This window comes from Enterovibrio coralii (assembly GCF_001559595.1).
GTDB lineage: Bacteria > Pseudomonadota > Gammaproteobacteria > Enterobacterales > Vibrionaceae > Enterovibrio > Enterovibrio coralii.
The window spans coordinates 79,324-102,281 of the sequence record NZ_LNTY01000029.1; the positions used below are offsets into that span (position 1 = coordinate 79,324).

A 22,958-nucleotide genomic window follows, 5' to 3' on the forward strand; every position below is an offset into this window, starting at 1 on the left:
CTTATTTACCTTTGTTACAGATTTTGTAGAGAAGTTCAGCCAGTGGCAGACCTAGGAAGGTCAGCGACAGAGCACCCAGTACTGAAGACAGCAGGTTAGATGCTGCAGCGATACTCAGAACTTGCTTCGCCATTTCTGGATCCAGACCTGAAACCAGTGCGCCTGATGCTGCGCTCAGCATTGAGCCTGAACCTACGCCCGAGCCTGCTGCCAGAGCCAGTGGGTGAAGACCTGTAAGTGGTGCGATACTGCCAAGAACAGAGAACCAAAGGGTGCCGATCACAGAACCACACAGGTAGATAGCCAGTACGCCAACGTACTCAGGCTACCGGTGCCGAATTTACCTTGAATAACAGCGATTGAAGGCTCACGCTGATAGAAGAACATGCGCCGATCGCTTTACGGCCAAAGCCAAATTTCACAGCCAGAGGAACAGCAACCAGAATAGGAAGCAGGTTACCCAGCTCTTGCAGAAGCAGAGGAACACCCGCGTCGATGATCATTTCTAGGTTAGGGATGATCATGCCTGCGTATTGCGTGCCCAGAACCAGAAGACAGTAACCTACCATCTTGCCGCAGAAACCTTCTTCTTTCTCAGTGAAGATTTTGCCCCATGCTTTAACTTTTGTTTTGGTCCAGTTAACAGACAGAGCCATACCGAACATTACTGCGAACAGCATTGGTAGGATGGAAATGGTAGCAAAGCCCAGGTTGATTTTTTGGGTGCCGATAAGGAATTGCGAAACGAAAATTAGCGCAGCAACTGCGATGACACTGGTCATCACGATACGCGCTTGTCCGCCTTTGTTTTCTACGTTGCTCATACTTCTTCATCAAGTAAATGTGGAATCCAGGGCGATTATAGGGAGTGCGGAAAAGGGAAACGTGAATGAGATCAATAGTTGATTCCGGTATCTAGATGAAAACTAAATATCATATTCCCATATGGAATTAGGGGTTATTGGGCGGTAAAAAGGTCGAGAGGCACGTGTTAACTGTGTTGCTGAATGGGCATGAAAAGTAACAAGTGTAACCGTCGTAATTATCTCACTTAACAACGATGGCGTGGTGGAATAAAAATAAACCCGGCGCAAAGGCCGGGTTTATTTTTAGCAAGCAAGATTATTGAACTGGCGGGCAGTACAGTGTCTCTGTTGACGCTTTTTTCATGCTGTCTTTCTGAGGCTGGTACCAAGATGCCAGCCCTTTTTGTAGCTGTTCTGTGGCTTGTGTTGGTGTCAATTGACCTGCCATCACACCGACGCTGGTTTCCCACACTTCCAACTCAAGGTTTGGCTCTCCACGTGACAGGACTTGCGCCGTGTTGCGAATGGTTGAGTCACAGGTATCACGCCATGACATCATTTCCTGCGCAATCGGATCTTTGACGTCAAAGAAGTGGTTAGACAGCGAGAAGAAGCCAGAGATTTCGTTGGTCAACAACTCAGCAAATTCCGCCGTGGTCATCCACTTAAGGAACAGTTCTGCGGCTTCTGGGTTCTTGGACTTGGAATAAATCCCCATGCCTAAGTCGGTGTGATCCGTGAAATAACAGGCATCACCTTTCTTTTCAACGGGCGGTGGGAACACACCCATGTTCACTTTGCCTTTAAAGGTCATGATGTCCCAAGAGCCCGCTGGATAGACCGCGGCTTTGCCAGTTGCGAAAGCGTCAATCGCTTGCGCGTAACTACGCTGGTCAAAATCCTCGCCCATGTAGTTCGCCCACTTTTTCAACTCGGTGAAAGTTTGGCGGTATGCTTCACTGTCAATGCGCTCGGTACCTTGAACCAATGCTTCACGGCCATCTTCGCCTTTCCAGAAGGTTGGGCCGATGTTCTGAAAGCCCATGGTCGCGGCTTCCCACTTGTCTTTCGTGCCCATTGCAAGTGGCAGATAGCCTTCACGCTTGGCTTTTTCGAGTGCCCAGTAAAAATCTGCCTTGGTCACTGGCTCGTTGACACCAACTTCTTTGAAGATGTCTTTGTTGTAAAAGAAACCGTGGATCACTGATGCCATTGGCAAACAGAAGGTGGTCGCGCCGGAATCGGTTTGCCACGGTGTTTGCGCGAAGCTTGGGAAGTTCTCCATGCCTTCCATTTCGGTGACTTCTTTCAACAGGCCACGTTGGTAAAGGGCGAGTGAGCCATCAAAGGGACGACATGCAATCAAGTCGCCCGCTGTGCCTTGTGAAAAGCGCTGTTCCATGTCGCCATTCCATTTAGACGCATCCATGTCTGGCGGCGAACGGTATTCAACCTTGATGTTAGGGTAGTGCTTGTTGAAAGCAGGAATGATTTTCTCATTCCACACTTTGTCGTCACTGCGCCATGAGTCAATCACCAGCGTGGTCTGTGCACTGGCAAATGAAGAGACAGCCAAAGACATTGCAACCAATGGCAAGAGAGTCATTTTATTCATTATCAGTTCCTTACACGCGGAAGTTAGAAATCAGGTTTTGTTGCTCTTGCGCCAATGTGGCTAATGCGTCGCTGCTTGATGCGGATTCACGCGCATCTTTTTCAGCTTCATAAGCAACATGCGCGATGCCATTGATGTGCTCGGCGACATCATGACTCACCTTGATTTGTTCTTCGGTTGCTTGTGCAACATGAACTGTCATCTCTTGAATAGCCTGCATGCGTGCCACGATGTCCTGAAGGGTTTCGTCGGTCATGCGGGTTTGTGTCAAACAGTCTTCCATTTGCTTCTGGCTAACACTCATGGTTTCCGCCATGCGTGATGCGTTGCCTTGCAGGTTGTTGATCATCTGCTGAATTTCTTCAGTGGATTGCTGAGTACGTGTTGCTAGAGCACGCACTTCATCTGCAACCACTGCAAAACCGCGACCATGAGCACCTGCACGTGCTGCTTCAATCGCTGCGTTTAGTGCTAGTAGGTTGGTTTGCTCAGCAATGTCCTGAATCACGTGTAGGATTGAACCAATGTGAGAAGAGTATTGGTTCAATTGCTGAGTGTTCGATACTGCTTCTTCGATATTGCCTGACAGTTGTTCGGTCAACTGGCGGCTGCGAGAGACTTGCGAGCGGCCACTGTTAGCTGCTTGGTTGGTGCTTTCTACTTCTGCCACCGTCATTTCAGTAGAACGAGAAATCTCTTTCGCACTCACTTCCATTTCAGAGATGGCAGCAGCGACTTGGTCAGTACGAGATTTCTGGTCTTCCACGCGAGACATTGCACTTTCGCTAACAGACGCTGAGCGTCCTGCTTCATCAAGCAGATGCTTCGCTCCGTCACCAAATTTCGCCAGCGTTTGAGACATGGTGCTGGCTAGCATGTCGATAGAGCGGCTTAGTTCGCCAAATTCGTCATGAGTGTCGTAGTTGGTGCGTGTACGCATGTCGCCCGCGGTCATTTTGTCGAGGACGTTGTTGATCAATGCCAGTGGTTTTTGAATGCTGCGTGTGGTGGTAAAACCAACCCACAAGCTGATAGCCGCAGCGATAGATGTCATCAAAATCACGTACAGGAACGCTTCGCTCACTGCCGTTTCAGCGGCAGCACGGCTTGATTGCGCTAATTGTTGCGCGTGATCGGCAAAGCGCTGAAGCTGAGATTGGATACGTTCTAGCTGCTCATTGGTATCACGGTTTGCGCTCAGCAGGCCTTGGTTGATGCGTTGTTGCTGAGTTAGTACATCCAGCAAGCCACCTTGTCCCAGCGTGAGTGATTCCACCTTTTTCAAGTTACGCGAGTAACGCGCTTTTACGTCATCCTCAACGGAAATCAACTCAAGGCGTTTGAAGGCAATTTCTATATCTTTAGACAGTACGGCGCGCAGCTTGGCTAGATCGGTGTCTTGGTTTGCACGACGCAGCAGTTTCAGGTCACGCGCAATACCACTGGTGATAAGTTCTGCGCGGTTATGCAGAGAACGCTTTACAGATGCTTTTTGCAAAAGCAGATTTGCCGCCCACTGGTAGGTGTCTTCAAGGCGCAGGAATTTCAAATCCAGTGCTTGACGCTGTTCGACCAAGTCCATTGAACGTTGCTGCATGTCCACCAGCACTTCTGCTTGGTCATAGTAGCGTGATGATGCTTGGTAAATAGCGCGCAGTTGTTGACGTTCTTCGTCTTGCACCGCGTTATTCTGCGCGCGGTTCAACGTTTGGAAAAAGCGTTGCTTTTGGTCTTCGAACACGCTGTCCACAGCGCTTACGTTCGTCAGGTCATTGTGGAAAGTGTTAACCAGCAGGTTTGTGCGCATCAACTGCGTGATCAGATCACCTGATGCAACAACCATTGGGGTGGATTGGTCAGTGATTTGTTCAACTTTGCTTTGAAGCGTTTGTGCGTTGAATAAGCTGACACTGCTGAGTAGAGCCATTAGTACGAAGACTAATGTGAAACCTGCGATGGTTCGTTGTACTACGGAAAACTTCATTGTTCTCTCACTCTTACGGCAGTCTTGGGGACAGACAAAAAGTAATGTTTGGCGTTAAATTTTTATGACTCAAAATAAGTCAGCGGGCCAAAACAAAAATGGGGTAATAATTTTGACATCAATCGAACTTATCGGCACTTGGTGTCACATTCTTTAATAAAAAATTGTTACGTAAAGCACAAAATAATTCGCGCTGGAAATTAAATTGGAAGCAAGATCAGGGAAATACTGATTATTGGCGGGGGACTGAATGGAATTGGACGTAATAAAAAAGGCCCCGCAGGGCCTTTAAAAAAGCAATTAGGAGCCTACCATTTCTTCTTCGGTGCGAAGAGTTCATCCAGTTCTTTGTTCTCTTCATTCTTAGGCTTGGCAGCCTCGGCACCTTGATTCAGCTTGGCATCGACTTCAGCAAGCATGGCAGTTAGGTTTTCTTTTGCTGATTGACAGTACGGGTCATTCTTAGCACTGACAATCGCCAATGCTTTTTTCAGAAGCTGTTGCGCCGTACCCATTTGGCCTTTGATTTGTGCATCGTTAACACGCTTAATGACGTTCTCGATATTAATCTTGAGCTGCATTTGTTCTAAGCGAGCGTTTTCAGACACGAAAGCTTGCGTCGGCATACGTCCTTTTGTGTGCTCGGCTTTGATAACAGCACGTAGACGCTTAACCAGTTTTAGCATTGAGATCGCTTCACGGTCACTGTCAGGAACACGGAAGGAGGTCGACTCTTTGTTTTGGTATGCCTGTTTGATTTGGTTAACTTGGTTTTGAACGTCAACAATGCGCTGAGGCAGGGAACGGTCCGTCTTATCGATGTCGTGCATCGTTTTCAACGCATCAAGAATTTTTTGGTTCAAACAAACCAGCAGTGTGCCACTGTATGGCAAATTGTGTGCGTTACCGATCAGCTCTTCGGTGGCATCAATAACAGCAATATATTTAGCCATTTCCTGGCGCTTAGATGACTCTACGCGTTGGCGTTGCTGAGCCATGATGTTGTAACCAACAATCAAGCCAAGCAAGATAACAGATAGACCCACAATCAAGGCGATATTCATAAGCGAGCGTCGATATTCCCTGTTTCAACTTAGGCAGACTAAGATACACGATCTGCAAGTATGGTTATAGTTTGTTATTACTATTTTCGATCTTAGCTAAAATCTGGCGTGACGTAACGCTTTTCTCAAGCTTAGTGCGTTTGAACGCACGTTTATTACGCAACCAATCATGCAGTTACGGCAGCCTCTGTCATGACAAATTTCTAGGGCTGACGGCCAAATGCGTTAATTTTGAGCGATAGCTTGCGGATATAGCATCTACGCCTACTCAAATCCCACGATACACGTTATAAATCAACTGAGCCTTACCCAATTGCCGCTGACAACTGAATGAAACTACAACAACTAAAATACATCGTGGAAGTTGTGAATCACGACCTCAATGTTTCTTCCACCGCCGAAAGCCTTTTTACCTCCCAACCGGGGATCAGTAAGCAAATTCGCGCCCTCGAAGACGAGCTTGGCGTGCAAGTTTTCGGTCGCAGCGGTAAGCATCTGACAAAACTGACACCTGCAGGCGAGCAAATTGTCGATATTGCCCGAGACATCCTTTCTCGTGTCGACAGTATCAAAGCCGTTGCGCAGGAGTACACCAACCCAGAATACGGCCAGCTAAACATTGCAACCACGCATACGCAGGCGCGATATGCTCTGCCAGACGTGATCTCTAGGTTTGTTCAACGTTACCCGAAAGTGTCGCTCCACATGCATCAAGGTGCCCCAAGCCAAATCGCCAGCTTTGTGCTCAAAGGTGCTTCAGAGTTTGCGATAGCAACGGAAGCGTCGCATCTCTATGAAGACTTGGTGATGTTGCCGTGTTATCACTGGACGCGCTCTCTTATCGTGAAAAAAGGGCATCCGCTGACCAAGCGTGTCCCGTTGACCATCCAAGACATTGCGCGCTATCCACTTGTAACGTATGTCTTTGGCTTCACGGGTAGGTCGAGTTTGGATTCGGCCTTTAATCGTGCCAAGTTAAAACCCAATATTGTCTTTACCGCGACCGACGCAGACGTTATTAAAACCTATGTTCGATTGGGTGTGGGTATTGGGGTGATGGCGACCATGGCTTACGACGAGAAGCTTGATGATGATCTGGTAGCCATTGACGCCAGCCATATCTTTGATGCCAGCACCACACGAATTGGTTTTCGAAAAGGCACTGTGCTTCGTAACTATATGTACGACTTTATCGAAAGCTTTGCACCGCACCTGACCAGAGAGGTGGTGGATAAAGCGATGCAATGTAAAGACCCGATTGAAGTGGACAAGCTATTTGCTTCGATGGATTTGCCCGTCCGCTAGATCTCTCTCCAAGAGATAGATGCCTGTTGAACCGCTGCACCTTGCAGCGGTTTAAGGTTATACTCCGCGCGTTCTAGTTTCATTGCCTTTCGGCTCGGAGTGCGTCTTGTCTACGGTAACATCCCCCTTAATCCAGCAGTTTTTGCAGCTTGACGATGTGTTGTCGCGCTACGTCAGTCTGTGGCAGGGCATGCCCTTTGACAGTCTGGATCTGCCGTGGCGAGAGTCTCACCCAGAGCTGTGCGATTGGCTGGATACCCAAAGCTTGGCATCGCTGCAAGCGTATAAAGAAGACCCCGCAACGCTTCTAAAGGCGGTCAGTGCTTGGCTACCTGAGTGCGAAACCTTGACCGACATGAGTTCGGTGGCAGAGAACGAGGTCTCCGACATCACTTGTGACGAGCAATGGTCAACGGGTATTCCTGGGCGAAAGTGGTCTCAGATTCAAGCGTTTAACCAATCACTACCCATTGAAAAGCAAAGCCATTGGTTAGAGTGGTGCGCTGGGAAAGGGTATTTGGGACGTGTACTTGCCGCGTCAAGGCAAGCACAAGTGACCAGCCTAGAATGGCAGCAGGCATTGTGTGAAGACGGTCAGACATACGCAGACAAGCACCATCTATCTATGGACTTCGTTCATGGTGATGCGTTTGCGCCAGAAAGCAAAGCTCTGTTATCTGGCTGCGATCATGCAGTCGCGTTGCATGCTTGTGGGGACTTGCACGTCACCTTACTTCAACACGCTGTTGGCACAGATGTTCAAACAGTCAGCGTATCACCGTGTTGTTATCACCTGATCAAAGACACCAAATACCAACCGCTATCGACAGTGGGCAAGCAGTCTGCACTTTCTTTGTCTCGTCATGATTTGAAGCTACCTCTACAAGAAACTGTCACTGCGGGACAGACGGTCAAAAACAAACGCTTTGTGGAAGTGAGCTTTCGATTAGGTTTTGATGCATTGCAGAGAAACTTGAACAAAGTTGATTGCTATCTGCCCGTTCCCAATGTACAAAAATCATTATTAAATGAAGGCTTTTCAGTATTTTGTCAGTGGGCGGCAGAGCAGAAGAATATGACGCTGCCTGATGACATCGACTTCGACCATTACCAAAAAATGGGTGAAGCGAGGTTCCACCACGTGGAGAAAATGGAAACGGTCAGAACCTTGTTTCGACGTCCTTTGGAAATGTGGCTAGTACTGGATAGGGCTATTTACATGTTGGAAAACGGCTTTGACGTCGACGTAACCACTTTCTGCGAAAGAGACCTTACGCCGCGCAATCTCTTTATTCATGCCAGAAGGAAAGGCTAAATGGATCTGAGCTTTGAGCAGCTCATGCTTATTGCGCTAGCACTCTCAGCAGGCGCATTTGTTCAAAGCCTCATTGGGTTTGGCCTTGCCATCGTATCTGCGCCCTTTGTGATGATGATTGACCCCGTGCTGGTGCCAACGGCCGTTACGCTTGTGACCCTGTATCTTTCGTCCGTCAACACGTGGCAGTATCGCTCTCAGCTTTCTTTGCGTGGCTTGGGTTGGGCATTTATCGGTCGGATACCCGGCACGCTGGTGGCGGGCGTAATGCTTGCGTACCTCTCCATTTCTGCCATGCAAATGATGATGGGGCTTGCGGTACTGTTTGCGGTTATCGCCAGCTTGTTTAAGTTCTCGGTTGAGCCGAATAATAAGAACATGTTCTTGGCCGGATTTGTTGCTGCCATCATGGGAACGACCACCAGCATCGGCGGGCCGCCCATGGCACTGGTGCTACAAAAAATGGACGTGGTAAAGCTAAGAGCAAACCTAGCGGGTTACTTTATTTTTAGCTGTGTGATCTCGCTGATTGCATTGGCATTCGCGGGCTACTTTACGCTTTGGCATGTCAAAGTGAGCTTGGTGTCTTTACCGTTTGTACTGCTATCCTCTGCCATTGCTTACAAGCTGGCACCTTATGTCAAAGCGGAATGGGTCAGGTACGGTTTGCTGGCGTTATGTTCATTTGCTGGTGTCAGCACCTTTATCCAAGGCTTGGCCTAGCAGGACTTACCTTCGGATCTGGGAATGGAAATAACAGACATAAAAAAACGCCAGCTTATCGCTGGCGTTTTTTGTTTGAACCTGGTTGACGCTTAGAACTTCAGGCTTACTTGCATACCTACGAACTGAGCATCGTAGCCTGCACCTGAATCCATTGCGTATTGCATTGCTTCTTTATTGTCGAACCATGGGTTGTAGTTCATCTTCACTTCAGTGTCGCCTTGCCACAGACCCGTGATCCAGTGGTGAATATGGCCAACAGGGTTCAGGAAGAACAAGCTAACGCCACCCAGAGTGTCAGAGCCCAATACTTCGCCGCCGTTCGCAACGATGTCTTGCTCTGTCAGGTACATCCATTCACCCACAGCAGCACCGAACAACGGTGTGACGATGATGTCCTGAATAGACGGCACTTCCGCGAATGATTCGACACCGTACTCCCAGAAGAAGGTAGACATTGTGAAGGAGTAGACGAACGATTCAAACTCGTTAAAACCAGAGTGACGTGCTGCTGTGTAGTAAACACCGCCAAAGTATGGGTGCATCACGTAGTTCAGGTAGTGGTCGTCTTTATCCCATACAGGGCCTTCAGACACGTTGTCCCACCACTTGTTTGCTAGGTTACTGAAATCGCGGTCTTCTGCTGTCCAGTTAGTCACACTTTCTGGCAGGAAGGTCATCATACCGACCGTTGCCACACTCAAACCCAAAATGGTGTAAGTCTGGCCCATCAGGTAATCCCAGTCTTTTTCAGGTGCAGTGCTGAGGTATTTCGGCAGTTGGTGCTTTGGTGCGTCGTTGAAACGCATGCCGTTGTCTGTCTCTACAGATGAGTTATCGCTCAGAGCAGTTGGTGCATAGCCGAAAGCATTTGAATAGTCATATGCTTGCTGTTCGAAATTCAGAGTTGAAGCATCAAAAGCAAAAGCAGATTGAGCACACAGCAAGCTTGCTGCTGCCAAAGTCGAGCGATAGCGCACGGAGGATCTCCCACACAAACAAAATGCCAAACCATGCTTTACAGATCGGATCTGGAGCCTGGTTCGGCAACGAGTTAATTTCTATACACAAATGTGATTAATTTGTCGGTGCTACTTCCAACGTCCGTGTTAAAAACACCGTCACGATATCGTCTCTTAATTGATACCGTTTACCAATTGTGAGGCAATTACAATTAGGCCGCTAATCATAGCAATTGAAAGGGCGATATTTCCACCAAAAACTTGATACTTATCTTTGTTTAATCCCGCACGACGTACCTTTATTGTCATCAGTACAGGAAGAATCACTGCAAGCAACACCAAGGCAATCGCAGCGTAGCCTAAGGCCTTGATAAATCCGTCAGGGTAGAACAGCGCAATCAACAGAGGTGGCAGGAAAGTGATCGCCCCTGTTTGTAGGCGTCCTTTGAAAGAGTTTTCGCGTTTCAGTGAGTCTGAAATGAAGTCAAACAACCCCAAACTTACCCCCAAAAACGAGGTCGCAAGCGCGAGGTCAGCAAACCATGAAATGGCAGAGGTAACACGTGGAGACATCACCACCGTGCTGATGGCATGGAAGAAGCCTTGCAAGTCACCGCTCGCTGACAGTGAACCTTGACCCAATGCGCCAAAGCTAGCCGCTTGCCAGAACAGGTAAATCAACAGCGGAAGCGCAGAGCCACAAATCATGATAATGCGCAGAGAACGAATGTTTAGACCTGTGTAAGCAACAACGGAAGGAATGCTGCCGTGGAAACCGAATGAGGTGAACATGACAGGAATAGCTGCAACCATGAGGCCTTGTTCAATTGGCAGCATCATGAGATTGCTCATGGAAACGTGCGGTGTCAGTAGTCCCAATGACAATGCCAGCATAATGATCTTGAGCGCGAACAAACCACGGTTGATGAAATCTACTTTCTGCGTGCCCAACATAATGACGCTAGCCACCAATGCCGTGAAGACCACTGTGCCTACCGCTGGTGGGAGGTCAAAATGTGCAAACGCCGAAAGCTTGGTATTGAACTGGCCGCCACCGCCAGCAATGTATGCCGCGCAAAGTGCATATAGTAGGAACAGCGTTGCAAAGGTCGCTAGGTATTGACCTTTTCGTCCTAAGAATTGCTTCGCTAATGTATTGAGCGTTGCGCCAGCAGGAGCATGTTGATGCACTTCGAGCATCAGCAAAGCGGTATAACTCATCAGCATCCACATCGCAATCATGATGAGCGTTGATGTTGTAAAGCCCAATCCCGCAGAGGCGAGAGGCAACGCTAACATGCCTGCACCAACCGTCGTTCCGGCGATGATTAATATACTTCCTACTGTTTTACTTCTCATAGCTACCACTTAATGCTGTAATTTATTGTTTACACCCTGTCTGGGTGGTGCGTTTTCATCCTGATTTGGCTGAATATTTCACGGATTACAGGCGTAATCCAGATTTTCGGGCTGAGGAGTGTAACAAAAGAAAAACGCATGGTGTAATCTTTTTTGTACGCAAGTTCTGGGTTGCGGTGTTAGCGACTGTCTGGGCATAATGGATGAACTTCAATGCATACAAGGAGATACCGGTGGAGCAGAGCAAACTTCGTGTTGCCATGTTAAGTACAGGCGAAGAGGTATTACACGGTGACATCACCGATACCAACGCTGCTTGGCTCTCGCGTCGTTGTTTCGAGGAAGGGTTTGCCCTTAATCGTCGAGTGACGACCGGTGATGCGTTGGACGATATTGCCATCGAATTAGTGCGTTGCAGCCAAGTCTCCGATGTGGTGATCGTTAATGGTGGATTAGGTCCGACGACCGATGATCTCACCACCGAAGCCATGGCCATGGCGATGGATGTGGACGTAGAGCTCAACAGCTATTGGCTGACGGCACTTAAAGAGCGCTTCGAAAAAAATGGTCGCACTATGCCAAAGAGCAATATCAAACAAGCCATGCTGCCTGAAGGCGCAGAGCTGATTGATAATCCCGTTGGTAGTGCGTGTGGTTTTTCTGCAGAGCTTAATGGTTGCTTGATGTTCTTTACGCCGGGAGTGCCAAGCGAATTCAAGCAAATGTTCGAAGACGAAATTCTTCCGCGATTGCAAGCGCGCTATCCCAATACGGCCAAGCGTGAGATTCAGCGTCTTTACTCTTTTGGTGTTGGTGAGTCCACGCTTAACGATCGTTTCGAAGCGATAGATCTGCCGGAAGGTTTCGAGCTTGGTTACCGTTCAGCCCTTCCATTCATTGAAGTGAAGGTATTTTCACCTCGTCAGCATTCAGAAATCTCTTTGATCACCGAAGCGATCAAGCATGCCATTGGCGATAACTTGGTGGGTGATGGCAAATCTTTGCTTGAGACCATGGGCGATTTGCTGCGTGAGTCAAGCCTGAGGCTGGCAGTGGCCGAGAAATTCACCGGTGGTTACCTGACAAATTGGCTCAATGAAAACGCTGACACCCAAAACGCCCTGACACAAGGATGGGTGTTAAGTGAGTCCTCTTTGGTAACAGAAAATGATTACAACCCGCTTGCGGCGGTCCTTGCTATGGCAACGGCGGCGCGAGAAAACGCAGGCGTTGAGATTGGTCTTGCCAGCGGGAATGTAGAAGCAGGGCGTGTGGCACTGGGGCTTTCAACTGCGATGGGTGATTGGGGCATCATCGTGAAAACGGGGCGTAAGTTAACCAACGAAGACTACCGTTGTTATGCGTCTACTATGATGCTCGACATGCTGCGCAGATACTTGACCGGAAAAGAAATGTTCCCAGAAATCAGCGCGCTGGCCACATTGGAATCGCTGCATATTCCTGTTGAAATCGAACAATAAAGAAAAGCCTGACAGAGTCAGGCTTTTTTACTTATGCGAACTAGACAGTTAAGACGCGTAGATATTCAGCCCCAGCGACTTCACCACATGAGCAATCATGCGCTGTGCGCGTACGCTATTGCCTGATTCATCCAGCGGCGGTGAAAATGCCGCGATGCCAAGTTTGCCTGGAGCCACGGCAAGAATGCCGCCGCCTACGCCACTTTTCCCCGGTAAACCCACTTCAAATGCCCAGTCGCCAGAATAGTCGTAGAGGCCTTCCATGGTCATTTCCGCGAGGATATGTGGAATATTCGCGCCAGTGAGTACCTGCTCACCAGATACCGGATTGACACCTTTGTTCGCGAGCGTTGCACTCATTACCGCAAGGTCTTTGCAGGTGACGAGTGTAGAGCATTGTCGGGTATAGACTTCACAGGCTTCCATCGGATCACAGAAGCAGTTGCCTGCTGCGTAGAGCAGCCATGCGATTCCGCGATTATGGAAGTTAGTCGTTTGCTCAGACTCGTTGATTTCATCGGACAGCACAATTTGGTTTGCGGTTAGCTTTCGCTGAATGTCGAGAATTCGAGACAACGCGCTTCCGCATTTTGCGCATTCAACAAGCTGACACTTGCCATCGCACCGGCATTTACGAGCGGAGATAAAGGCTTATCTTGATGCTCGCACAGTGCAAGAACCGAATTGAAAGGGAGACCCGTCGGCTCTGCGCCAATTTTTTCTCGCACCATTTCTGGCCCAACATCTTCCATCAACAAGGCCAATGTGGCGACTTTCGAAATCGACTCAATCGCAAAACCATAGTCGCTTTCCCCCGCTTGGAATACTTGACCGTCAGCCGTCACTATCACCAAGGCGGAAAGTGCAGATGGCACAGAATCCAGATACGGGATGTAGCTTGCGTTCTCGCCCCCGGAAGGGCATGGAACAAGGCGAAGGTTTCATCGACCAGAGCCTGTAAATCCGTGGCATTCGGCAATGTGTTCATGCCTTGCCTCCTTGATTCTTTTGATGGCTTTCTGTCACCAGTGGAGTGTGCTTATCAGAATGGTTCTGCAAGCCTGGGTGAACACCTTCAATCTGCCAAGTGAATGGGGCAAAGTCGGAGTTCTCATCGCGCCAATGTGGTTTTCTTACTGCGTAAATCACTAACGGAATCGCGATGAACAGCAGTGTCAAACCGACCAAGAGCGAAATGAACACTGTTGGGCTACCGACAGCAATTTGGCTTGGTGGAATAAAGCTGAACGCAAACGCAGTCAGTGACGCAGTAAAGCCCACACCCGCAATGACATACAGACCTTTTTTGCCTCCCGGTACACGATATGGACGAGGGCGATTAGGCTGGCTGAAACGCAGGTAAATCGCCGCGGAGAACATCAGCATGTACAGCGTTAAATAGATCACTGCCGCGAGCTGACTCAGGATTTGATATGCCGCTTCTACGGATGGAAGCACCACGAAGGTAATGGCCAAGAAGCTGACGATGATACCCTGTACGAGAAGGATATGTGTCGCCATGCCATTTTTGTTGGTGTGCTGCCAAAAGCGTGGCATGTAACCGGCTTTGGCCACTTCCAAAAGACCTGTTGAAGGACCCGCAACCCAAGTCACGATACCCGCCAGAACACCGATTGCTAGACAGATCGCCATGATAGGTGCAAGGAAGCCTAAACCTGCCCATTTGAACATATCAAAGTAGGCGACCAGCAAGCTTTGAGTGAGGTTGATGTCCGCACTTGGGATGACGAAAGCAATCGCCAGCGTACCTAGGATAAAGATCACCACAGTACCGAGTGCTGCCATACCGATAGCGAGCGGATAGGAGCGGGTGGGATTATCGAGATCTTTCACATGAATCGCATTCATCTCCATACCGGCATAGAACAAGAAGATACTGGCAGCCAAGACGACATTATTGAAGTTTGAAAAATCGGGTACCAGTTGTGACCATGACAGATCAATCTGAATTTTTGCGCCGCTGAAATAGAACGAGAAGCCTAGCAAAATCAGAATAATGGCGGGGATGATGGTACCTATGATACCGCCCCACTTAGAGAGCAGGGTAAACGCAGAAACGCCTTTAAACGCCACGAAGGTGGCAAACCAGTAGATGGCAAGCACAATGGCAAGAACAAAGAACTTGTTCTGCGACAAGGCTGCATCAAAGGTCTGATCGGGACCGATAAAGGCCAGCGATACAGCACCAAAGGTCAAGGCTGTTGGGAACCAAACACAGACTTGGACAAAGAGTAAAAACATCGAAATAAAGGCGAGGCGAGGGCCAAAGGCTTCACCCACCCAGCGAAAAATACCGCCTTTTTCCGGCCAGCCTGTTGCTAATTCAGCAGCAACCAGTGACACGGGCACCAAAAAGAATAACGCGGCAAAGACGTAGTAAAACACGGAACTAAGGCCATACTCTGCTTCCGCAGGTAGGCCACGAAGGCTGACCACGGCGACCACGTTCATAATGGCAAACGTGGCGACACTGATTTTCCCAGCTTGTTTGAGATTGCTGTCTGAAGGCGATTTCTTATTCATCTTTCTAATTCCTGCAAATGTGTCTGGCCGTCACTGTGGCGCGGCCAGACAGGGATAAATGCAAAACTAACTTTTCTTGGGTTTAGAGCGAGTTAACCATGATGGAATGAAGACGTCGCACCGGAGTGCACCTGTGGATATTGCTTGAAGTACTCAACGCAGCGTTTGAGGTCCTCCAACATGAGAGCGGCCATATCAAGCTGACACCGTGACGGATCATAATGCGTTGGATGACGGTGTCTCGGCGATTACCTGGCAGAGGGTAAGACGCAATTTGCCAGCCGCGCATGCGCATGCGGTCTGAAAGATCGTACAGGGTGAAGCCCCAATCACCTTCTTTCAGGCTGTAGCTGAGCGCAGGCAGGCCACCACGACCATCATAGAAGAGGTCAAATGGACCGATTTTGGCAATTTCATCTGCCAACCATTGAGCGGTTTGTAGGCAGGACTCTTGGATGCCTTTGTAGCCATCAAAGCCCAAACGCAGGAAGTTATAGTATTGCGCCACAATCTGGCCGCCAGGGCGGGAGAAATTCAACGCAAAGGTTGGCATGTTGCCGCCAAGGTAATCGACTTTAAACACCAACTCTTCTGGTAAGTGTTGCTCGTTACGCCAAACAACCCAGCCCACACCCAGAGGGGCAAGACCATATTTGTGACCGGAACTGTTGATAGACACAACTCGAGGAAGTCTGAAATCCCACTTCAGTTCTGGATTAATAAATGGGGCGATAAACCCGCCCGAGGCACCGTCAACGTGGATAGGAACATCCAATCCGGTGGAGGTTTGTAGCTCATCGAGTTTTTTCGAGATAGCTTCGACAGGTTCGAAGACACAGGTGTATGTCACGCCGAGAGTTGGAACCACACCAATGGTGTTTTCGTCGACGTATTGCATGAGCTTGTCTGGGTTCATGCATACTTCGTCACCATCTAGCGGTATTTCACGCATTTCTACATCAAAGTAGCGCGCGAACTTATGCCAACAGATCTGAACAGGACCGCAGACGATGTTTGGTTTGTCGGTTGGTAAGCCTTGCGCTTCGCGCTTTTGACGCCAACGCCATTTCATCGCCAGTCCGCCCAGCATCGCTGCCTCGGATGATCCCGTGGTTGAGCAACCTACCGTCGTTTCACTTTCTTGGCTGTTCCACAACTTGGCAAGAATGTGCACACAGCGTGCTTCAATCTCTGCCGTTTGCGGGTACTCGTCTTTATCGATCATGTTCTTGTCGATACAGACATCCATGAGTTCGTGAACACTCGGTTCCATCCAGGTAGAGCAAAATGTTGCGAGATTCTGGCGCGCATTACCATCCATAAGCAGCTCGTCTTTCAGCATTTGCGCGACAAGCTCGGGTGACTGACTTTCTTTTGGTAGGGAGAATTTGGGTAGCTGGGTTTGAGAGAGGACCTCTTCGTAAATATCCTCACTTTCTGAACCCGTTTGATTTTTATAATGCAGTCCCATAGGTGTAGCTCCTTCAATGTGCCTTTGAGATAGAGAGTATTTCTAAAAGCGGTTAAAGCACCTGTAGGTATAGTAGAAACAACAATTGATTTTTGCCCTAGTTTTAAGATGCAATCTTAACTTGACGAAATATCTCAAAAATAAGAATTGAAAGCGTTTTATAGTGGGTATTTAACTATGAATAGTGAATATAAATACAAAGAATGTGGATATCAGGTGTTTGCACTTCGCTAAGTGTTAGCGATCGGGTGGCAAGTCTAGGAAAGTGGTAGTAAGTGTCAGCGTGAATGAAGCGAGGGATTTTGGAAAAAAGTGCCGCGCCCCTCGAGTCAGAGGTTTGCGGCTTTTCTTGCTACAAATGAAACTTGGTAGTCAAACTCAACATCGACATCTTGAGAAGGTGTTGAGCTGCATGTGAGGATTTCGCCAGCGGCGAGATATGCCATTGCATCTTCTTGTACGACAGCACCTTTTTGAAGCTTGCAGCGGCAGGCTCCGCAAACACCATTGCGGCATTGGAATTCAGGCTGAAGCCCCGCTTGCTCTAATTGCTCAAGCAGAGGCTGGTGGGTGTTACCCACCAGCGTTTGACCGTTCACTGTGATAGTGATTCGGCTCATAGTTCGAAGTCACCCAAATCGTCGACATCAACATCGTTGTCGATCTGACCGACAAGGTATGAGCTGATCTCAGCTTCTTGAGGCGCGACCTGTACGTTGTCAGACGAGAGCCACGCGTTAATCCAAGGGATTGGGTTTTGGTTTGCGCCAACATACGCTGGTTTCAAGCCTACCGCAGACATACGCAGGTTAGTGATGTACTCAACGTATTGGCAAAGAATGTCTTTGTTCAGGCCGATCATCGAGCCGTCTTTGAACAGGTATTCAGCCCATTCTTTTTCTTGCTCGGCCGCGTCTTTGAACAGATCAAAACATTGCTGTTCACACTCTCTAGCGATTTCAGCCATCTCTGGGTCGTCTTCACCGCCACGCAAGATGTTCAGCATGTGTTGTGTGCTGGTGAGGTGGAGGGCTTCATCACGTGCGATCAGCTTGATGATTTTTGCATTACCTTCCATCAGCTCACGTTCTGCAAAAGCAAACGAACACGCGAAGCTCACGTAGAAGCGGATTGCTTCCAGTGCATTTACTGACATCAAACACACGTACAGTTTTTTCTTCAGCTCGCGAAGGGACACAACCACGGTTTCACCGTTCACTGTGTGCTCACCTTCACCAAGACGGTGGTAGTCGCTGGTCGCTTGAATCAGGTCATCGTAGTAACCCGCAATGTCATTCGCGCGCTTGATGATTTGTTCGTTCACGACGATGTCATCGAACACCAGCGAAGGGTTGTTCACGATGTTACGAATGATGTGCGTGTAAGAGCGAGAGTGAATGGTCTCTGAGAATGACCAGGTTTCAATCCAAGTTTCCAACTCAGGGATCGACACCAATGGCAGCAGAGCAACGTTCGGGCTGCGGCCTTGGATAGAATCCAGCAGGGTTTGGTATTTCAGGTTGCTGATGAAGATGTGCTTTTCATGCTCTGGCAGGTTTGCGTAATCGATGCGGTCACCAGATACATCCACTTCTTCTGGGCGCCAGAAGAAGGACAGTTGCTTTTCAATCAGTCTTTCGAAAATCTCGTACTTTTGTTGGTCGTAACGCGCCACGTTTACTGGCTGACCGAAGAACATTGGTTCTTTTAGAGGATTGTTGTTTTCTTTAGAGAAAGTGCTGTAAGCCATTGCTATCAATACACCGTGAAATAGTTAACCGTTAAGAGGGAGCTTTCGCTCCCCCTAGAATTCAAAATTAGATTTTACAAGCACCGCCTGCGCAACCATCGTCTTCTGCAGCCAAATCTTGCTGTGCATCGTCTGCACCATCACGCGTGTTGTGGTAGTACAGCGTTTTCACACCCAGTTTGTAGGCGGTCAGCAGGTCTTTCATCAGCAGCTTCATTGGTACTTTGCCACCAGGCTGTTTGCTTGGGTCGTAGTTGGTGTTTGCTGAAATCGCTTGGTCGACAAATTTCTGCATGATACCCACTAACTGCAAGTAGCCGTCGTTAGACTCGATGTTCCAAAGCAGCTCGTAGTTGTCTTTGTATTTCTCAAACTCAGGCACAACTTGCTTCAGGATGCCGTCTTTTGATGCCTTGACTGACACATAACCACGTGGTGGCTCGATACCGTTGGTCGCGTTAGAAATTTGCGACGAGGTTTCAGAAGGCATCAGTGCTGACAGAGTAGAGTTACGCAGACCGTGCTCAACGATTTCCTGACGCAGCGTCTCCCAATCGTAGTGCAGTGGTTCGTCGCAAATCGCATCCAAATCACGCTTGTACGTGTCGATTGGAAGCACGCCTTTCGCATACGTCGTTTCGTTGAATGACGGACATGCGCCGCGCTCTTTTGCCAGCCCCACAGATGCTTTCAACAAGTAGTATTGAATTGCTTCAAATGTGCGGTGTGTCAGGCCATTCGCGCTACCGTTTGAGTAGCGAACGCCATGCTTCGCCAAGTAGTAAGCGAAGTTAATCACGCCTACGCCCAGTGTACGACGGTTCATGGTTGCTTTACGCGCTGCAGGCAGCGGGTAGTCTTGGTAATCCAGCAGTGAGTCAAGCGCACGGATAGTCAGATCAGCCAATTCTTCCAGCTCATCAAGCTCTTTGATGGCACCCAAGTTAAACGCAGACAGTGTACACAGAGCAATCTCACCTTGGTCGTCTTCGACGTTGGTCAGCGGCTTGGTTGGCAGTGCAATTTCCAGACACAGGTTAGACTGGCGAATGGGTGCAACTTGTGGGTCGAACGGGCTGTGCGTATTACAGTGGTCAACGTTTTGTACATAGATACGGCCAGTCGACGCACGCTCTTGCATCATCAGAGAAAACAGCTCAATCGCTTTCACTGTTTGACGCTTGATAGACGTGTCTTGCTCGTACTGCGTATACAGACGCTCGAATTCGTCTTGGTCAGCGAAGAAGGCATCATACAGTCCCGGTACATCAGATGGAGAGAACAGTGAAATGTTCTCGCCTTTGATCAGGCGGGTGTACATCAATTTGTTGATTTGAACGCCGTAGTCCATGTGACGAACGCGGTTTTCTTCAACACCACGGTTGTTTTTCAGAACCAGCAGGTTCTCTACTTCACGGTGCCAAATTGGGTAGAACAGGGTCGCTGCGCCGCCACGAACACCGCCTTGAGAACAGCACTTAACCGCTGTCTGGAAGTATTTATAGAATGGGATACAACCAGTATGGAATGCTTCGCCGCCACGAATTGGGCTACCCAGCGCACGGATACGACCCGCGTTAATACCAATACCAGCACGTTGGCTAACGTAACGAACAATGGCACTTGCAGTGGCGTTGATAGAATCCAAGCTATCGTCACACTCAATCAGAACACAAGAGCTGAACTGACGCGTCGGGGTACGTACTCCAGACATGATGGGTGTTGGCAGCGAAATCTTGAATTGAGATACCGCATCATAGAAACGACGGATGTAATCTAGGCGCGTTTCTTTCGGGTAATTTGCGAACAGACAGGCTGCTACCATAATGTACAAAAACTGTGCGCTTTCGTAGATTTCACCAGTAACACGGTTTTGTACCAAATATTTCCCTTCCAACTGCTTCACAGCGGCGTAAGAGAAGTTCATATCACGCCAGTGATCGATGTAGCTGTCGAGGATGTCGAGTTCTTCTGCAGTGTAATCTTCTAGCAGGTGCTTATCATACTTGCCCATGTCCACCATTTTGCGAACGTGGTCGCCAAGTGTAGGTGGCTCAAACTGGCCGTAAGCCTTCTTACGCAAGTGGAATACGGCAAGACGCGCAGCTAAGTATTGGTAGTCTGGCGTTTGTTCAGAAATGAGATCGGCAGCTGCTTGATGATTGTTTCGTGAATGTCTTCAGTTTTGATACCGTCGTAAAACTGGATGTGTGAGCGAAGTTCAACTTGCGAGACAGAGACGTTATCAAGGCCTTCAGCGGCCCATGTAATGACTCGGTGGATTTTGTCTAAATCGATATTTTCCTTCGCGCCACTTCGTTTTTGAACAGTGATTTGTTGGTTCATTTATCTTGTTCCCGGTATTTCCATGCCTGAAGACGTGTTTTTGCAAATTTCACAAAATACAAGGCAGATTTGTGATCAATATATGAATTATGACTTGTGTGTCCAACCACTACATATAGGGTCTTCGACTGACTTTGGTAACAAGATAGTGTTGAAGGGGGGATAATGCAAGTTGCTACTGATAGCGTTGTCTGTGGATATCTTGGGGATTGAAAGTTAAGGTTAGTGCTTACTAACCCCAATACACTAATCAATGCAACAGCATACGAAAAAGCAAATCTTTTTAGGCGGAACTGAGAAATAAAAAAATTTATTTTTCTTGCCTGAAAAGGCAAACAGTGCTGCGTGTTAACTCATTGATCATTGGTCATTTTGTGTGCACGGTGTGTGTGATAAAGATCAGAATAATGACAGAACGTTTTCAATCTTGTTAAAAACAAGATCTGCCTCCCACTCGAGAGGGTCGACCCCTTTTCCTACGTATCCCCATGCAGCGACGGCAGAATACATCCCTGCTGCTTTCGCAGCGACAATATCGTTTTGAATATCACCGATATAGATGCAGTCTCGTGGTGAAACGTTGAGCAATTCCGCAGTGTGAATCAAAGGTTCAGGGTGAGGTTTTGCGACAGGTAGCGTGTCAGCGCACACCAAGGCGCGGGTCTGCTGAAGTGCAGGGAAGTAAGTAAATAGCTGGTGCGTGAGAAAGCCCGGTTTATTGGTCATGATGCCCCAGGGTACGTTTTTGGCATCCAGAGCTTGAAGCAACTCGACGACGCCCTCGTACATGCATGTAGCGCGGCAAATGTCTCTCTCATAGTGCTTAAGAAAGGAGAGCCTCAAGGAATCAATGTCTTTGCCCTCTATTTGATCGCCGAAGCCAGTTTTCAGCAGCCCCCTTGCACCATGACTGGTGTTAGCCTGAATCTGCTCGTCTGACAGCGGGGGAAGCCCGTACTCTTTTAATACCATGTTGGCGGCATTGGCCATGTCAGGTGCGGTATCGAGTAGCGTGCCGTCCAAATCAAACAACACGGCGTTGATGCGTCCTTTCATCGGGATGTCCTGTGTACGAGCAGATATAAAAATGCCCGGTTATTCCGGGCAAACAGTATGTACGATGTAGTTCACGTCTACATTACGTGGTGACAGCCAAAAATGATCGGTCAGCGGGTTGTAGTGCAGTCCGGTCATGTGTTTTTCGCGAAGCGGCGTCGCGTCAACCATGCGCAGCAATTCTGAAGGACGGATGAACTTGTCATGGTCGTGAGTGCCTTTTGGCACCACTTTCATGACGTGCTCGGCACCTACGATGGCGAACAAGAATGACTTCACATTGCGGTTCAACGTAGAAAAGAAGACATGACCGCCAGGCTTGACCAGCTTGGCACAAGAAGCGATAACAGACGCAGGGTCAGGAACGTGTTCCAACATTTCCATGCAGGTCACCACATCATATTGTTGTGCGTGAGATTCTGCGTGTTCTTCCGCCGTGCTTTGAATGTAAGAAACGTCGATGCCCGTTTCTAGTGCGTGCAGACGTGCAACGGTCAGCGGTTCTTTACCCATGTCGAGACCTGTGACCACAGCACCTTCCCTTGCCATGCTTTCGGCGAGAATACCGCCGCCACAACCCACATCCAGAACCTTCTTACCGAAAATACCGCCGCTTTGGGCGATCACATAGTTCAAGCGCAGAGGGTTGATGCGGTGCAAAGGCTTAAATTCGCCTTCCAGATCCCACCAGCGCGAAGCAATATCTTCGAATTTTTTGATTTCGGCTGGGTCGACATTACGTGGAGATGTCATCGACTACTTATCCCTAAAAATGTTTTACCAATATATCGGGAATATACAGAAGTTTACGCGAGCGGGGGAGAGGAAAGATTGAAAACGCCGAAACCGGAGGCTTACACCCCCGGTTAGAGTGACTCCAGTTGGCGAAACTATCGATAATAAAATTTATGCTGCACCGGCCAGCGTGATTGCCGCAAGCAGACCTAATAAAGTGTATTTACCGATAATGATCGCCATGCCCAATGCATTGATTGCTTGATATAACATAGCGTCCCCCTTACAAACACGAAATGTGTCTGTATCATTTTCACCTACAAAATGTAGGGTTATTGGGATCCGCTTCCCACTCTTCCTTTATTAAGCTTGTTTCATTTTGATTTGTGATCTGGGTGAATTTTGTGCGCTTGCTTCAAATGGATTTCCAGATGCGCCTCTG

General features: G+C 48.6%; 15 protein-coding genes and 4 pseudogenes. 4 read left to right on the top strand and 15 right to left on the bottom strand.

Features of this window, described 5'->3' with window-relative positions:
* Position 1 precedes the first annotated feature (1 nt).
* From ATN88_RS28570 to ATN88_RS09150, 4 genes and pseudogenes are all read right to left on the bottom strand, one after another.
* A pseudogene (locus ATN88_RS28570) lies at positions 2-824 on the bottom strand (DUF3100 domain-containing protein).
* A gap of 298 nt (positions 825-1,122) precedes the next feature.
* A complete protein-coding gene (locus ATN88_RS09140) occupies positions 1,123-2,421 on the bottom strand; it encodes an ABC transporter substrate-binding protein (RefSeq protein ID WP_067414491.1) in 1,299 nt (432 codons plus the stop codon).
* 10 nt (positions 2,422-2,431) lie between these two features.
* Positions 2,432-4,405, bottom strand: coding sequence for a methyl-accepting chemotaxis protein (locus tag ATN88_RS09145; RefSeq protein ID WP_067414494.1), 1,974 nt, complete (start codon positions 4,403-4,405; stop codon positions 2,432-2,434).
* Between the two features lie 308 nt (positions 4,406-4,713).
* Positions 4,714-5,469, bottom strand: a complete 756-nt coding sequence (locus ATN88_RS09150) for a DNA repair protein (protein WP_067414497.1) — start codon at positions 5,467-5,469, stop codon at positions 4,714-4,716.
* Between the two features lie 330 nt (positions 5,470-5,799).
* Here ATN88_RS09150 and cysB point away from each other — a divergent pair, with 330 nt between their 5' ends.
* The 3 genes from cysB (at position 5,800) to ATN88_RS09165 (ending at position 8,812) form a co-directional block, all read left to right on the top strand.
* Entirely contained in the window at positions 5,800-6,774 is a 975-nt protein-coding gene (cysB, locus tag ATN88_RS09155; protein ID WP_067414502.1) for an HTH-type transcriptional regulator CysB, read from the top strand.
* A gap of 190 nt (positions 6,775-6,964) precedes the next feature.
* On the top strand, positions 6,965-8,089 hold the full coding sequence (locus tag ATN88_RS09160; RefSeq protein ID WP_083539452.1) for a methyltransferase: 1,125 nt from the start codon (positions 6,965-6,967) through the stop codon (positions 8,087-8,089).
* A complete protein-coding gene (locus tag ATN88_RS09165; RefSeq protein WP_067414509.1) occupies positions 8,090-8,812 on the top strand; it encodes a sulfite exporter TauE/SafE family protein in 723 nt (240 codons plus the stop codon).
* Positions 8,813-8,904: 92 nt separating this feature from the next.
* Here ATN88_RS09165 and ATN88_RS09170 read toward each other — a convergent pair whose 3' ends face one another.
* The gene (locus tag ATN88_RS09170) at positions 8,905-9,792 is read right to left on the bottom strand and encodes a DUF3943 domain-containing protein (protein ID WP_067414513.1); all 888 of its coding nucleotides are present in this window, start codon (positions 9,790-9,792) and stop codon (positions 8,905-8,907) included.
* A 156-nt stretch (positions 9,793-9,948) separates the two neighbouring features.
* On the bottom strand, positions 9,949-11,133 hold the full coding sequence (locus ATN88_RS09175; RefSeq protein ID WP_067414516.1) for an aromatic amino acid transport family protein: 1,185 nt from the start codon (positions 11,131-11,133) through the stop codon (positions 9,949-9,951).
* A 233-nt stretch (positions 11,134-11,366) separates the two neighbouring features.
* Here ATN88_RS09175 and ATN88_RS09180 point away from each other — a divergent pair, with 233 nt between their 5' ends.
* Positions 11,367-12,614, top strand: a complete 1,248-nt coding sequence (locus ATN88_RS09180; protein ID WP_232313003.1) for a CinA family nicotinamide mononucleotide deamidase-related protein — start codon at positions 11,367-11,369, stop codon at positions 12,612-12,614.
* Positions 12,615-12,662: 48 nt separating this feature from the next.
* Here ATN88_RS09180 and glsA read toward each other — a convergent pair.
* The 9 genes and pseudogenes from glsA to ubiG all read right to left on the bottom strand — a co-directional run bounded on the left by glsA (position 12,663) and on the right by ubiG (position 22,534).
* Positions 12,663-13,489, bottom strand: a pseudogene (gene glsA, locus ATN88_RS28870) (glutaminase A).
* Positions 13,462-13,602 (bottom strand): hypothetical protein, encoded by a 141-nt coding sequence (locus ATN88_RS27090; RefSeq protein ID WP_232313010.1) that lies wholly within the window; start codon positions 13,600-13,602, stop codon positions 13,462-13,464. Before ATN88_RS27090 ends, glsA begins: the two are co-directional and overlap by 28 nt.
* Positions 13,599-15,158: a putative glutamine/gamma-aminobutyrate antiporter GadC gene (gene gadC / locus ATN88_RS09190; RefSeq protein WP_067414519.1), complete on the bottom strand. Its 1,560-nt coding sequence runs from the start codon at positions 15,156-15,158 to the stop codon at positions 13,599-13,601. The genes ATN88_RS27090 and gadC overlap by 4 nt, the downstream gene beginning before the upstream one ends.
* A 92-nt stretch (positions 15,159-15,250) precedes the next feature.
* A pseudogene (locus ATN88_RS09195) lies at positions 15,251-16,629 on the bottom strand (glutamate decarboxylase).
* A gap of 329 nt (positions 16,630-16,958) precedes the next feature.
* On the bottom strand, positions 16,959-17,249 hold the full coding sequence (gene yfaE, locus ATN88_RS09200; protein ID WP_067414523.1) for a class I ribonucleotide reductase maintenance protein YfaE: 291 nt from the start codon (positions 17,247-17,249) through the stop codon (positions 16,959-16,961).
* Positions 17,246-18,379, bottom strand: coding sequence for a class Ia ribonucleoside-diphosphate reductase subunit beta (nrdB, locus tag ATN88_RS09205; protein ID WP_067414527.1), 1,134 nt, complete (start codon positions 18,377-18,379; stop codon positions 17,246-17,248). The genes yfaE and nrdB overlap by 4 nt, the downstream gene beginning before the upstream one ends.
* A 67-nt stretch (positions 18,380-18,446) precedes the next feature.
* Positions 18,447-20,725 (bottom strand): annotated as a pseudogene (gene nrdA, locus ATN88_RS09210) (class 1a ribonucleoside-diphosphate reductase subunit alpha).
* Between the two features lie 399 nt (positions 20,726-21,124).
* Complete coding sequence (gene gph / locus ATN88_RS09215) at positions 21,125-21,781, bottom strand: phosphoglycolate phosphatase (protein WP_067414532.1); 657 nt, start codon at positions 21,779-21,781, stop codon at positions 21,125-21,127.
* 39 nt (positions 21,782-21,820) lie between these two features.
* A complete protein-coding gene (ubiG, locus tag ATN88_RS09220; protein WP_067414535.1) occupies positions 21,821-22,534 on the bottom strand; it encodes a bifunctional 2-polyprenyl-6-hydroxyphenol methylase/3-demethylubiquinol 3-O-methyltransferase UbiG in 714 nt (237 codons plus the stop codon).
* Between the last annotated feature and the right edge of the window lie 424 nt (positions 22,535-22,958).